Below are 15,236 nucleotides of genomic sequence, written 5' to 3'. Positions count from 1 at the left end.
CCATAAAACTGCTAATGTCTTCTTTGTGGTAATAGTGACTGTTAGAACTATCTCGGAAAGGGGGGCGTTAGCGCCTTAGAGCATATAAGCTAATGTCAGCCATCTTTGCAGATAGCAGACATTAGCTTGAAGTTAGCTCTTGCAAGAAAAAGTAGGAATTAAAATTCACCTATCAATATCTTCTTTTAGCGATCAGTTGATCTAAAGAAAGATAATTTTCGTTTAATACATAAAATTGTCAGTTTCCATCTTTATTTAGCTTGTACAGTAATACCTAACTCAATCATTTTTCTGGTGCAAGGCTTGGTAATAGCCTGCTTTAGCGAGTAGCTCTATATGAGTGCCTTGTTCCACTAATTCCCCTTTGTTGAGCACAACAATTTCATCGGCACTTTTGATGCTTGATAACTTATGAGCAATAATCAGTAAGGTTTTGCCTTTACTAAGACGAGTAAAAGCTTGTTGTATATGTTGTTCACTATGGTTGTCTAAGGCAGAAGTCGCTTCATCTAAGATGATAATGCTAGCATCACGTAAAAACGCACGAGCTATGGCAATACGCTGTCGTTGCCCGCCCGATAAATTGCGACCATTTTCTCCTATGGGTGTATTCATCCCTAAGGCAAGCTCTTCAGCAAATTCTGTCACATTTGCATCTCTTGCGGCTTGCTCAACTTCTTCGTTTGATACCTGGCGATTACAGCCAAAACGGATATTGTTTGCTAGGGTGTCGTCTATTAAAACAATATCTTGTGATACAAAAGCAAACTGTGCTCTAAGTGAAGCTAAGCTATATTTTTCAATGGCAATACCATTGATGAAAATGCTTTGCTGGGGAGATTGATATAGACGTAATAATAAGCGGGCTAGGGTGCTTTTACCGCTGCCAGATTCACCAACAAAGGCAACACGGGTACCGCCTTTTATATTTACTGAAAACTGTTTTAATGCCGGTTGATTTTTACCTTTATAGGTGAAAGATACATTCTTGAAAGTGATGTTTGAACATGGTGCTAATAATGGCGTGCTGCCAGTATCATTTTCTTCTTTTTCATCTAGAAAATTGAATAAGCTGCTTGCTGCAGTTAAACCTTTTTGCAAGTGTTGATTAATATTACTTAATTGCTTTAATGGTTTGAGCAATGAAGCCATGGCAATTAAAACGAGGGTAAACGTGCCAGGGGATAATTGATTAAGTACTTGCTCATTACTGGCAAGTAGTAGTACCGCAGCAATAGCAAACGAGGCAATAAGTTGAATTACCGGGTTACTTACTGCAGTTGTCGCTTGTAACTTCATGTTTTGTTGGCGGTTATGATTATTTGTTTTCTCAAATTGACTGCTTATTTGACCGCTAGTATTTAATAGTATTATTTCTTGTTGGTTTACAATTGCTTGCTCTGTTGCTTTACTGACTTCTCCCATACTGCTCTGTAATCTGCGGCTAATTATTTTAAAACGCTTGGATACCTTCTTAATAATCAACGCGATTATCGGGGCTATAACAAGGAAAGTTAGCGATAATTGCCAACTGTTGTAAAACATCATAGTTAATAATACTAAGATAATGACAGACTCTCGGATGACAATAACTACAGCACTGGAAAACGCTTGAGCTAGTTGCTCACTATCATAGATTAATTTGGCAATAAGACTGCCACGGCTATTGTTATCAAAAAATGCTCTGGGTAAATATAATAATTTATTAAAAGCTTGTTGCCTTATTTGATAAGTCACCTTGCTGCTGACATAGGCAATTGCATAGTTAGAGCTAAAACTTGCCAAACCACGTAACAAAAAAATGCCTATGACTAATAAAGCGCCTAGTTGTAAGGTATTACTATCGGCTTTTCCTAAGCCTTGATCAATTAGAGGTTTGATGAAATAAATCATGCCAGCATCAACCAAGCTAAATAAACACAAGGCCAGCAAGGCAATGAAAATAAGCTTTTTATGTACTAGATAATAAGACAGTAATCGGCGATATAATATAGCGCTTTTTTTTTCTGCCTTATTTGAAGCCTTACTTGAAATAGTATTTACAGTGTTGCTTGCAGACTTATTTGATGATTGCTCTAAACTATTTATATTGCTTATCATGATGAGTAGTTTTTCCATCGGTTATATGACCAATACCATTGACTTGGGTATTGTCTAATTATCTGCTCGAAGCGTTGGTAAATTTGTGCCATCACTTGCTCAACAGTTTGCTCACTTTCTTGCGTTGTTTCTTGCTCGGCTTTTTGCTCAGTATTTTGTTCGGCCAATTTATCACTTGTTAACGTTTCAAAAAAAACTTGTACTTGGCCATCGTCTTGATAGACCGCATAGGCAAGTAATAATGGTTTTTTAGTCAACTTTGCGAGTAAAACGACGCCTGAGGGGGCTTTAGTTTTTTGTCCAAAAAAGGTTACTTCAGTTTGGTTGGCATAAAGATCGCAATGCAAAGAAATATACGCATTATTTCCTGCCCTTGTTACTAACTCGCTAAAAGCATTTTCAGACTTTTTGTTGATGGCGGTAATATTTACCTCAGAATAAAAGTCCATTGTATCCGCTAAAAAATCAGGGATGTTAGTTAAGGTAACGGATTGTTTAGCAAATTTAGCCACCGCAAGCGGAACTGCTTCGTAGCAGCCTATATGCATGGTAGCAATGCAAGCACCTGTGCCTGATTGTAAAATTTGTAAGGTTTCTTCATCACAAAAAATATCTGGTTCAACTTGTGATAACCAAAATGATTCGGCAACGCCATAGGCACAATTCCCATAAGCGTCAAAGGCCAAGTCAGTAGCTTCTTTGATACTGAGTTCAGGCATGGCGTTAATAATATTGTTTATCGCTCGTTTTCTGGTTTTATTGGCAAAACGTAATATTGTTTTACCAATATTTTGGACCAATTTTTTTCTTCTGTTTCTAGTTAACTTCAATAAAGTACTCACTAATAATCTTATGCCAAGACTAATTGTTTTCTGCTTTATTAAGCTTCGTTTTGAGTTTGTTATATCTGTGGATGGAGACTTGCTGGCGTTGTTAACTTTCATGGTGCAACTCAACCCAGCAGATAAACTCATCTATTTGTCTTAAATTAGTGCTAAGTGCCTGCTCAAAGGGCAATTTCAGCTTGAATTTCTGTTCGAGTTCCAGCATAAGCATCATGAAATCGAATGATTTTATTGTGCCAAGTAAGTTGTCAGTTAGATCTATTAACGGGCTATGGGTCTTTTCTTCAATGAACTGAATGATACTTTGTTGTATTGACATTATATTGTCTCCTTATTCTTGCTGCTTTTAATGCTGTCACTATTGTTGTAATTATTACTATCACTATGGGTACCACTCAGTAGTGCTTTGATATCCACTTTGCCACTGATATTACGGGGTAAATGTTGCTGGAGATTAAACTCATCAGGCACCATATAAGCGGGTAAATGCTGTAAACAATGTTTTCTTAGTGCGCTAATAGTGTCTTGGTGATTGCCTAAGCCTAAGTTTGAACCTGAACCTGAACCTGAAGTAGAAGCTGAACAAGAGGATGAGTGTTGCTTGTATTCAATGAAAGCTATGATCTTGGTATTACCGCTCTGTTCAGTTTGTGCAGAAACAACACACCAAGAAATATCGTTGGAAAAACTAACTATGGCAGCCTCAATCTCGGCGGCTTCGACACGGTGACCTGATACTTTAAATTGGTGATCGTTACGGCCATGAAAAACAATGTTTTTTTGCTCGTCATAATAGACTATGTCGCCGGTACGGTAGAAACGTGTTGGTGTCTGAGTTAACGGGCTTGATAGAGTGATAAAAGCTTGTACTGTTTTCTCTTTGTTTTGGTAATAGCCACTAACAAGTTGATCTCCAGCTAGGTACAACTCGGCTAAGGTATTGCTGGTAGTGATCTTTTTGTTGTCAGTTACCAATATCGCCGTTAATCCAGGCAGCGCTTGACCTATGGGTACCGACGCTGAGGTGATTGTTTTCTTATCCGTTAATTCAAAGTAAGTGGCGGTAATTGTGCACTCTGTTGGTCCATAAAGATTAATTACTCGGCTTTTATGGGCACATGCCTGCCACTTTAGCGCCTGGTTGGTTAGCAGTTTTTCACCACCAAAGCAGCTTAGTCTTAGGCTAGGTAACTGCTGTGGTTTTAGTAAGCGCATTTTATCCATAAAAGATAAAGCTGAAGCAACGGCAGAAAAAACAGTTAATTGGTGTTTTTGAATAAATGCCATAGGACAGATAAGCTGCTCTGCTGGAATAATATAGAGTGCAGCACCTTTGTGCCAACAACTGAACATATCATGCACGGATAAATCAAAGGTTAATTCAAAAAACTGACTGACTTTATCTTTTGCTGTTAACTTTAATAACTTATCGAGGCGATGAAGATGATTGATAATATTTTGATGACTAACGGCAATGCCTTTTGGTGTTCCGGTACTGCCAGAAGTAAATAAGATATAAGCATCAGAGCTCTGAGTTAATAGCGTATTTTTCCCATTCGTTGATTCAGTTGATTCAGTTGCTGCAGAGGTAATCGGGCTTATATCAGTGGTGTTGATGGCAGTAGGCATAGAAGTACCTATTGCTGAAGAAGGTGTCATTGAGTTGGCTGTGATTAAGTTAGCATCGCCAATATTAAAACACTGATAATGTTTGTTATTAGTTAGCCAACTAGGTGTATCTGTTCCTAAATAAAGCACAACTAATGGCTGTTCAATCTGTTGCAATATCTCGGTTGGGTCTTCGTTATCAGCAACCAAAAGTACTTGGCTATTAATTTCAGATAATACCTTGTTATTTCGCTTAGCCGGTTGTTTGATATTTAGCGGAACATAGGCGTTATCACTCGCAAGAATGGCTAGTATGCCGGCGTACATATGCCATTGTCGGCCACCATAAATAGCCACTGGGCAATGTCCATTATTAAAATAACTAATGCTTTTTGCCCATTGTTGACTGAGTTCAAATAAAGCTTGGTAAGTAAAAGTTTTGCTTTTTACCTTGTTCTTTATTGTTGCGCTTGATTCAACATAAAGTGCGATATTATTGGGGAACTGCTTTGCGGATGTTGCAAAGCTTGCTTGATATAAATTCATTAGTTGTCGTTTGGCAGCAGATTTGATGAAAGCTAATGTAACCAATAAGCGTATTTTCTTCGGTGACTGTTTTGTTAACAAAATGTCGAAACAGTGTGTGATTTTGTTAAAAAGTGTAATCTGGCGCGAAATAAAAGTGGCTGAATACTTAGATATATAACTAATTTTCCTCGTATTCTTTAACGCCTTATGGTTAAATTTAAGGTAATTTAATTGCTTGTTTTCTCATGTCGTAATGAGGGTTTTTAGCAACAGGCAAGCAGAGTCATTTACAATTAAGGCATTATCTTGATCCATCTTTATCCTGCCAACAAAATGGAAAATTTGTTGCTCTTGCTCAACAAAATATCGCAACTTTCCCCCCTAGGTGTATTTAATCAAGAAGTCATTGTTGTGCAAAATGCCGGTATGCAGCATTGGCTTAACTTAGCTATCGCCAAAGATCGGGGTATTAGCATGAATATGCGTTACGCGTTACCTGCGCAATTTTTATGGAAGTTAATACGCTCGCTAGCTAGCGAAGACAAGGTGCCTGATCAGTCACCTTACTCAAGAGAGGTGCTTTGTTGGCGTATTCATGCACTTTTAGCCTTAGATTGTGTGGTTGAGGATGAAGATTTCAGTCAAGCCACCCACTATTGGCGTGGTGAAGACTCAGCAGAGACTAGTGATAATACTGCAAATAAAGAAAGTAAACATGCCCAGTTAAAACGCTATCAATTAGCCACACAATTAGCCGATTTGTATGAGCAGTATTTAATTTTTAGACCTCAGTGGTTAGACAATTGGCAAAAAGGTAATTTTGAACTTGAAGGGCTAGAAAAAATAGCGAGCAGCGAACATAAATGGCAAGGCAAATTATGGCGCTTGTTAATTGACCAGCTAGCTTATAATCCGGTTGAATTACTCAATGATGCCATAGCTAATATTGCCAACAAAAAAGACCTTATTCCGCCACGTATTAGTTTCTTTGGTCTTAATACCATGGCACCAATGTGGTTAGATTTTCTTAATGCCTTGAGTGAACATGTTGAAGTCCACTTTTTTCACCTTAATCCGTGTTTCTCTTATTGGGGAGACATCATTACCGATAAACAAGCAATGACTGAAAAGCATGCGTTGAATAAGTTATCACAATGGTCGGATGGTGTTTCAGCAGATGAGAGTGATGTACAAAACTTTGTCGGTAATCCACTATTGGCTAATTTAGGCCAGCAGGGTCGTGAATTTATCTCAATGCTGCAAAATTACAGTACTATAGATATTGATTTATTTGAGCAAGCTAAAAGTGCTCAGCCGAGTGCTCAAGCAAGTAATGAACTTGCAGAAACGACCAGTGTTTTACATCAGCTGCAAAATGATATTCTCTCACTCTCTGATGCTCGGATTTACGCCGAAAATGATGAAAATGAAGCCAAGAGAACTACTGGCCAAGACGACTCCATTGTTATCACTAGCTGTCATAGCGCCTTACGGGAAGTCCAAGCACTACACGACTACTTATTACATCAATTTAACGACGATAAAAGCTTAACACCCAAAGATATTTTGGTGATGTGCCCACAAATTGAAGAATACGCCCCTTATGTAAACGCTGTCTTTACTCGTGGTTGGCAAGATATAGCGGGCGAAGTACCGCCATTGCCTTGTTCCATTGCTGATCGCAGCGCTAAAGATAGCGATCCTTTAGTTGCCGCTTTTACTGAGTTACTAAGCTTACCCGACAGCCGATTTGGTGTTTCACAATTGTTAGCGTTTTTACGCTTACCAGCCATGGCGAGCAACTTTGCTATTAACGGGGAAGACTTAGTTAAGATCACTGCTTGGCTAGAGCAAGCAACGGTTCATTGGGGTTTAGATTTAACTCACAAGCAATCATTGCTGGGACCACAAGCCAACGCTGCTTTTACTTGGCAACAAGGTTTGTCACGTTTATTACGTGGCTTTGCTTATGCCGACAGTGAACAAATTTATCAAGAACAATTGTTGCTGAGTAATGTTGAAGGCAGTGATGGCGTGTTACTGGGTCAGTTGATGCTCTTTATCGAGCAATTACATTATTTTAGTGAGAACCTGCAGCGCTCTCGCACCGCTATACAATGGCAAAGCTTTTTACTTGAGCAGATGAGTAGCTTATTTAGTCGAGTTGATGTCGACAACGTTAGCAATGAAAATAGCCTGATGGTGATTGAACAAGCCATTGCTGGTCTGGTTGAACATTGTCACCATGCGCATTTTGAAGATGACATCTCTTTATTAATTGTCGTTGATTATTTAAGCCAACACTTTAGTCAAGGTGATGCCAGTAAGCAGTTTATGGTCGGTCAGGTGACTTTTTGCTCTATGTTACCTATGCGCAGTATTCCTTTTAAAGTTATCGCGGTATTAGGTTTAAATGATGGTCACTTTCCTCGGCAACGCCAAGCGTTAGGCTTTGATCTTATGTCGCTTTCTAAGGCTCAATTGGGCGATAGGTCACGCCGCGGTGATGACAGGTACTTATTTTTAGAAGCGATTATTTCCGCTAGAAATTCGTTATACCTAAGCTATCAAGGGCGAAATATCAAAAATAATAGTGAGAAACAACCGTCACTGGTAGTAAAAGAGTTGATGGAATATTTAGCCCAAGGCTACGGTTGGAATTTCTCAGAAGGCAATACCGAAAATGCCGACAAGTCAGACAACAGTAGTGATGGCGGTGTTCAGCCCCAGGGTATCTACCAATTAGCCATGCAAGCATTTAGTGTCGACAACTATCAAGGTAAATGGCCAAGTTTTGATGCCAATTGGTTAGCACTTGGACAAAGCAAAGCTGATAAAGACAGTTCGGCTGTTAATCATAGCTCAAGCAATGATTCTGCACCACTAGCCATGCAAGCACCAGAAAGACCGACAGAGCTGAGTTTGTCTGGCCAGCAATTAATACGTTTTTATCAGCACCCGACAAAAATGTTTGCTCAACAGCAGTTTAATTTATATTTCGATAATGATCATAGTTTGCTCGAAGATGTTGAGCCTTTTAGTGTTAATCACTTGCAAAGCTACTTATTACGACAAGACTTACTCAAAGCCGAATTAGAAGGCGATGAATCTGCTGAGGCATTAACCCGGGCGCAGTTATCGGGTAAATTCCCCGATTTACCGACAACAGCAACCCTATTTAATGATTATCAGCAAGATGTGCAGCAATTTAGCGCTGAAATAAACAAACTAAGTTGTGATAACCCAGAGATCATTAACTGTACTTTAGACCTTACTGTTGATGGCATAGGTAGCGATAGAGTAACTGTCACTTTAACCTGCCAATTAGCCGTTAAGCATAATTTGTTGGTGCACTATCGTAGTTCCAGTGCTAAAGCTAAAGATAAATTCACCATGTACTTCAATCAACTCGTGGTACAGGTTTGGCAAGATCAACTTATTGCTAATGAACTAACGAGTCCCAAAGATAACTGCGTTGCCGACAGCGACTCGAAAAAATTACAACAAGTCACTGAAACTATTGGCTTATATTTTAATACCAAAGTGCAGAAAGTAGAGCAGTTTGCTGTCGCTAATATTAATGATGCAAAAACAAAGCTGGTTAACCTTATAACGATGTTTTTTAAAGGCCAACAACAACCCTTGTTGTTAAACGGCGAATTGGCAGAGAAGGTGTTTACTAAAAAACGAGGTCAACTAACCGAAATGACACAAGCTCGTTTTGAAGGTATTTGGTTAGGGGATATGAGTACACGCGGTTTAAGTGATGATGATTATCTGAGTTACTTTTGGCCAGAGTGCCCGCAGTACGCTATGCATCAAGCTGACCTTGAATTTATTTATCAGGATTTATATCAAGTGGTCGTTAAACAGGCAGCCAAAAAACCAAGTAAACCAGCAGCTAAAAAAACAGCTGCTAAAGCTGCTCAGGAGAAAAAATAATGACACAAGTTAATACTCCTGATGCTAACCAAATATCTAATAAACAGGTAGTTAATAACCTAGATAACAAGGTAGTTAGCGAAGCACTCATGCTGAAAAACCTTGATGCAGCTAGCATACCATTAAATGGTAAGCACCTTATTGAAGCCAGTGCAGGAACCGGCAAAACTTATAATATCACCCGTATCTATTTACGTTTGCTGCTCGAGCGTGAATTAACGGTTGAGCAAATATTGGTAATGACCTTCACCAAAGATGCCACACAAGAGTTACGTGGGCGCATTGATACCTTTATTCGTTTAGCGCTGAGTGACTGGCATAGATTGTGTGAAGAAGACTCCTATTTTGCCTCTCTTGATGAATACATTGAAGCAAACAAAGGTGAGTTTTTATTAAAACGAGAGTTTTTATTAAAACGCGCATTACTTTTTTTAGATGAAGCAGCAATTTTTACTATCCATGGTTTTTGTCAACGGGTTTTAAATCAATATGCCTTTACCAGTGGTTTACCTTTTAATGCCAACATGGCGGCAAACTCTACTGAGATAATCTTACAAGTTTGCCAAGATTGGTATCGTAGTTTAGCCAAGTCAGATGATGACAGCTTTATGTTACTGGCGAGTTTTTGGGCAACACCCCAAAGCTTTCTATCCAGTTTTAGCAAGGCTATAGGACACACCAGTACATTATCTGTTGTTGATGTTGAAAGTATTGGCGCTGAATTTATCGCGCGGGTACGTCTTGCACAGCAGAACTTAACGGCGAACAGTGATTTATTTGAAAATGCCTTAATATTGGTGAAAAAGGGCGCAGAGCAAGATAAAAGGCGCAGCGAACTAGCTCAGCTACAATCATGGCTTGAAAGCATTATCAGTGAAGAAATATCTCTGATGGATGTAGGTCAGGGCAAAGTAAAAATGCCCGATGGTTTTTTTGATGGTAAACGCTATGCCAGATCCACTTATAAAACGGAGCTACTTGAGGCGTTTGCAGCGGTAAAAGAAGTTAAAGAGCAAGTTAAGAAATTAGCCAATAATATTAATAAAGCTAAAGCCTATACCATTGTTAAATCGGCTATTTACAGTATCAGGCAGCAAGTGATTGAACAAAAACAAGCGCTTAATTTACTCGATTTTGATGACCTGATTAATACCTTAGCATATTGTCTTAGCCCAGCTTGTTTAAGTGATGAAAGTACAAATGACGAAAGTGCCAATAATGAGAGATCAAACGATGAAAGCTCAAGCCATGAGGATTCGAACCAATTAGCTAAGCAGTTACTGGCACAATACCCTGTGGCATTAATTGATGAGTTTCAAGATACCGACCCTAAACAGTTTGGTATTTTACAAGCTATCTATTATGGCAATAGCGCGGTCAAAGCGAATGCCGGCTTGTTTCTCATTGGTGATCCTAAGCAAGCTATTTACGGTTTTCGTGGTGGTGATATTTTTGCCTACTTAAATGCCCGCAGTGGCTGTGATTATCATTGGTTGATGGATACCAATTGGCGATCCACGCCCGAAATGATTGCTGGCTATAATCGACTATTTGATAAAAACGCTAATGAAGCCACTGCTGAAGGCACCGTCAGCAAGCAATCCGTTAGTGATATAGGTAATGAACCTACAGCCGCGAAATTAGTCAAAAAACCACAGGGTGAGAGTGTCTTTGGTTTTGGTATTCCTTATTTACCGGTACTGGCCGGCAAAAAACCGACTAACGCTAGCCCAGAAATCCCGGCCAACGAGCAAGTATTACCAGACAGTGATAAAGCGTTGCAATTTATTCACTTCACTGACGATAATGGCGAAAGTGACCAGAAAAAAGACAAGGTTAGCCAAGGGTCTCGTCCTATGTTGGCTAACTGGTGTGCCAATGAAATAGTGACCTTGTTAACCTCGAACGAGGAATCAGCCACTAGCTCAGTAAAGCCAAAAGACATTGCCATCTTAGTCAGAGACGGCGCTGAAGCACGTGATATTAAACATGCGTTAGAGCAAGCGGGTCTTGATAGTGTTTTCTTATCTGACCGAGCCAATTTATTTCACTCTCAACAAGCCAAGCAATTATTGTCTTTACTTAAAGGGGTACTGTTAGCTGAAAATGAACGTTTGTTTGTTGCCGCGCTGTCATGTGGATTGTTAGGCTTTGATGCACAAAAGTTAGCTCAACTACAGCAAGATGAACTGGCCTATCAAACCATGAAATTTGCTTTTGTCGACTACCGAAATCAATGGCAACGCCAAGGTTTTATTACCATGGCCATTAATTTGATGCACAATCTGCTTGATGTCCCGCAACATAACAAAGACCGTTGTTTAACCAATATATTGCACCTATTTGAAATATTACAAGCGGCTAGCGTGCGCTTAAGTCAGGGGCAGGAGCTGTTACATTGGTTTGAGCAGCAATGTCATGCCGAGACTAATGATGTTGAAGCCGAATTGCGGTTAGAGAGTGACGGCGATCTCATTCGTTTGATCACCCAACATGGTTCAAAAGGCATGGAATACCCTTATGTCTTTATCCCTTTTGCTTGTCGTCATAAAGACCCACTTAAATTTGGCAATAAATCGGTAAGTTACCTTGAATACCATGATAAAAAAGGTGATTTATGCTTGAGTCTAGATGGCTCCAAAGAAGCTAAGAAAGCTATGAGTAATGAAGCGTATGCAGAGAGTATTCGTTTACTTTACGTGGCAGTAACAAGGGCTGAGCGTAGATGTTATGTGCTGTGTTGTGCTTTTGATGGCTATCATTTATCGCCTTTAGGTAAAACACTACAACTACAAGAGCAAGACAGCATTCTTATGGGCTTGCAAACACTTAAAGCAAGTGCCGAGCATGCCATTGGTATTCGTGAGGTATCACTAGAGTGTTTCTTAGATGGTGAGAGTGATGAGTATGAGCCAGCGCACCAGCCAAGTGAAAATAATAGTGTCGAGCTAGTAAATGCTGTGGTCAGTAAATTTAACGGTAAAATAGAGCGAGATTGGTGGTTGAGTTCATTTACCGCCCTAAGTCGCAATATTCGTCATGCGGGTGTTTCTAATCCTGATCGAGATACTGATAACACTCGTACTCAGCTAAGCACTGCCGAGTTAAGCAGTATCGAGTTAAGCAATACCGAACTAAGTAATGCCGAGTTAAGCAGTACCGAACAGATTTGCTTTAAATTAGCTAAGGGTGCACATACCGGTAACTTATTACATGATATTTTAGAGCAAACGGATTTTTCTGCGCCTAATTGGCAAGATAGTCTAGAAAAGCCGATGCTCGTCTATGGAGAGTTAACTGGTGGCGGAGTAACTGGCACTGACAATACTTCATTTACTGAAGATGAATTAATTGCCTGGTTAGAGCAAGTACTAAGCGCGCCTTTTATTACTAGCACTAATGATAACGAGAAAATCACTAGTCTTGCTGAGCTTGAGCATAATAAAACCTTACGTGAAAGTGAGTTTTATTTTCCCATGCAAGGTGAGGGCACTAACGCGTTAGCTAAATTGCTAACCGATCACCGAAATAGTGCTCAGCGTAGTGGCAATAGCGGCTCAACTAGTACATCAACTAACACTTCAACTAACAGCTCAACTCTAACTTTAAAGTATCCAGTGATGTTACCTAGTTATAAAAAGCTTAGCGGCATGATGCACGGTTTTATTGATTTGATTTTTGAACACCAAGGAAAATATTACCTGTGTGATTATAAGTCGAGTCATTTAGGTGATAACTTTCAAGACTATCAATTTGATGCTTTGCTCGATAATGTTGAGAAAAATTATTATGACTTACAGTATCTAATTTACTGCCTAGCACTACATCGTTATTTAAAACAAACACTGGTGGATTATGATGTCAGTGAACATTTTGGTGGTGTTTATTATCTATATTTACGTGGTATGACGACAGCGCCCGAACATCAAGGTGCAGGTGTTTATTATCGTAAAATTACTGAGCAAGAAATCAATGCTCTTGATGCACTGTTTTCCTCGGAAAATACTTGTCAGCAGGCTGTTCCTACGCAGTTAAATCAAGAGGAAGCTTAATATGGTTGCAAACAGAGTAGAGAATATGAATAAACAAGTATATAACCATTTTAATCAAGTCAAAGAAGCTATCCAAGGTGTTGAAGCCATTGATTATTTCTTTGCTAAAGAGATGCTAACAGCCTTAAGTACAGACCAGGTTGTAGAACAAAGTCTTCAGGAAAGTAATCAAGAAAATTTATACCATGTGTTTTTAGCCTTAAGCGCCAGTTTACGTGCCGGGCACAGTTGTCTGCCGTTAAGTGAAATAGCCGAACAACATTGGGGCAAAGGTGTACCTGTAAAAAATATTGATAAAAGTGAATTTAGCCATAGCGGCTTTATTTTTACCTCATTAACAGCGCTGAAAACACTTTTAAGTGGGCTAAATATCCAAGCAGCAGATCAACAATTACTGGTGCTGCACAATGATAATTTATATTTGCGCCGCTATTTTAACTTTGAAAGTGACTTAGGCCATGCCATTAATATGCGCCTAGAGCAGCAATGTCAGTATGATAATGAACTAATTCAACAATGTCTTTCGGCTATATTCCCGGATGAGCCGGCCCTAGAGATTGATTGGCAAAAGGTTGCGGTTGCTAATGCCATTAATAAAAACTTTAGTGTGATTGCCGGCGGACCAGGAACAGGTAAAACTTATACCGTTACTAAACTGTTAGCCGCACTCGTTATGTTGCAACAAGCAAGTGAACAGGGCGCACAGGCGCTGAACATTGCTCTAGTAGCACCCACAGGTAAAGCGGCACAACGCTTGTCAGAATCTATTATTGACGCAATTAGTGGTTTTAAAGACTTAATCGATGCCAAGGTGTTGGCTGAAATCCCGACCCAAGCACAAACCGTTCATCGCCTATTAGGAGTATTACCCAATTCGCCTAATTTCAAACACCAAGAAGATAATCGCTTAGCCTATGACATTGTGCTGATAGATGAAGTATCTATGGTTGATTTACCGTTAATGACCCGAATATTTCGAGGTCTAAAAGACAGCGCTAAAGTCATATTATTAGGTGATGCTGATCAATTGCCCTCTGTCGCTGCAGGTAGTGTCTTAGCGGATATAGCACCGCGCCCACACGGCGGTTATAGCCTTGGCAATGAACAATATTTAACACAAGTGTGCCAGCTCGAAGCAGAGCAACTAAATCTGTATTTTTCAGCAAATAAACAAAGTGAGCAAAGCCAACTAAGCAGTACGAATAGTCATAGCGCTAATACTCATAGTGATACTAATAGCAGCAATGTTGATTATCTATCTTTTCTGGTTAAATCAAGACGATTTGATGGCAAAGGTGGTATTGGTTTAATTGCCAATAGCGTTATTAAAGGCGATGTTAACCGTAGTTGGCAGCTACTAAAAGATGCTCATAATCAAGAGCCTGGCCAGTTAGTGCTGGCTCAAGGTGAGCTTGCTAGTTGGTTAGCACCTTTGGTGAAACAGTATTACCAACCGATTGAGTCTTGTAGTCATGTTAGCGAGGCCTTTGCCTTATTAGCACAATTTAGAGTGCTATGTGCTACTAGGCAAGGTGATTATGGTGTTGAGCGTCTAAATGAAGTGATCAAAAGCTATCTAGGAAAACATAACGCCCCTTATCAGCAAAACCAGCAAACGCTTTATCATGGTCAGCCTATTATGATTAATGAAAATGACTACCGCTTAGGTTTATACAATGGTGATATTGGCATTTTGTGGCGTATTGTCGACCAAGCAGGTAAAACTCATCTTATGGCGTGTTTTGAAGACAGTAACCTTGAGAAAACAGCCCTTGAAAGTAAAACAGGTGAGAGCACTGAAGGTGGCCAGCAAGCGATAAGACAAATACTGCCGTCACGTTTACCGAAATTTGAAAGTGTTTATGCCATGACCATTCATAAAACCCAAGGTAGTGAGTTTTCTCATGTTGCTTTGGTTCTTTCTGCCTCAGAAAGTGAGCAGCTAAACAAGCAGCAAAGAGGCAGTAAGTTATTATCGCGAGAGCTACTTTACACCGGTATTACTCGGGCGAAAAAACAACTGACCATAGCCGCTAACAAAGGGGTTTGGCAACAAGGTGTTAGCGGACAAGTTAAACGCCATTCTGGCTTAGTTTTATGCGCTAAGCGCGAAAAATGATAACATAGCGCTCAGTATTCGTTTTTATTTTACCTTTTATTT

7 protein-coding genes are annotated in these 15,236 nt (G+C 39.6%); 3 read left to right on the top strand and 4 right to left on the bottom strand.

Annotation, left to right across the window (positions count from 1 at the left end):
• Window positions 1-279 precede the first annotated feature (279 nt).
• From msbA to HRT55_RS19425, 4 genes are read right to left on the bottom strand one after another with little or no spacing between them, the layout of a single operon-like run.
• Complete coding sequence (gene msbA / locus HRT55_RS19440; protein ID WP_291623942.1) at window positions 280-2,100, bottom strand: lipid A export permease/ATP-binding protein MsbA; 1,821 nt, start codon at window positions 2,098-2,100, stop codon at window positions 280-282.
• Window positions 2,097-3,044, bottom strand: coding sequence for a lysophospholipid acyltransferase family protein (locus HRT55_RS19435; RefSeq protein ID WP_291623940.1), 948 nt, complete (start codon window positions 3,042-3,044; stop codon window positions 2,097-2,099). Before HRT55_RS19435 ends, msbA begins: the two co-directional genes overlap by 4 nt.
• Window positions 3,034-3,264 carry a hypothetical protein gene (locus HRT55_RS19430; protein ID WP_291611308.1) on the bottom strand — a complete coding sequence of 77 codons (231 nt, stop codon included), beginning with the start codon at window positions 3,262-3,264 and terminating at the stop codon, window positions 3,034-3,036. Before HRT55_RS19430 ends, HRT55_RS19435 begins: the two co-directional genes overlap by 11 nt.
• Entirely contained in the window at window positions 3,264-5,099 is a 1,836-nt protein-coding gene (locus HRT55_RS19425) for an AMP-binding protein (protein ID WP_291623938.1), read from the bottom strand. Before HRT55_RS19425 ends, HRT55_RS19430 begins: the two co-directional genes overlap by 1 nt.
• Window positions 5,100-5,387: 288 nt before the next feature.
• Between HRT55_RS19425 and recC the strand changes: the two genes are divergently transcribed.
• Genes recC through recD form a run of 3 tightly spaced genes read left to right on the top strand, consistent with a single transcriptional unit; the run spans window position 5,388 to window position 15,194 of the window.
• Window positions 5,388-9,023 (top strand): exodeoxyribonuclease V subunit gamma, encoded by a 3,636-nt coding sequence (recC, locus tag HRT55_RS19420; RefSeq protein WP_291623936.1) that lies wholly within the window; start codon window positions 5,388-5,390, stop codon window positions 9,021-9,023.
• The gene (locus HRT55_RS19415; protein ID WP_291623934.1) at window positions 9,023-13,075 is read left to right on the top strand and encodes a UvrD-helicase domain-containing protein; all 4,053 of its coding nucleotides are present in this window, start codon (window positions 9,023-9,025) and stop codon (window positions 13,073-13,075) included. The genes recC and HRT55_RS19415 overlap by 1 nt, the downstream gene beginning before the upstream one ends.
• Window positions 13,076-13,100: 25 nt before the next feature.
• Window positions 13,101-15,194: an exodeoxyribonuclease V subunit alpha gene (gene recD, locus HRT55_RS19410; protein WP_291623932.1), complete on the top strand. Its 2,094-nt coding sequence runs from the start codon at window positions 13,101-13,103 to the stop codon at window positions 15,192-15,194.
• Window positions 15,195-15,236: the final 42 nt, after the last annotated feature.

It is taken from the genome of Colwellia sp. (genome assembly GCF_013214175.1).
Taxonomy (GTDB): Bacteria; Pseudomonadota; Gammaproteobacteria; order Enterobacterales; family Alteromonadaceae; genus Colwellia.
This window is presented reverse-complemented; position numbering and strand designations above follow the sequence as displayed.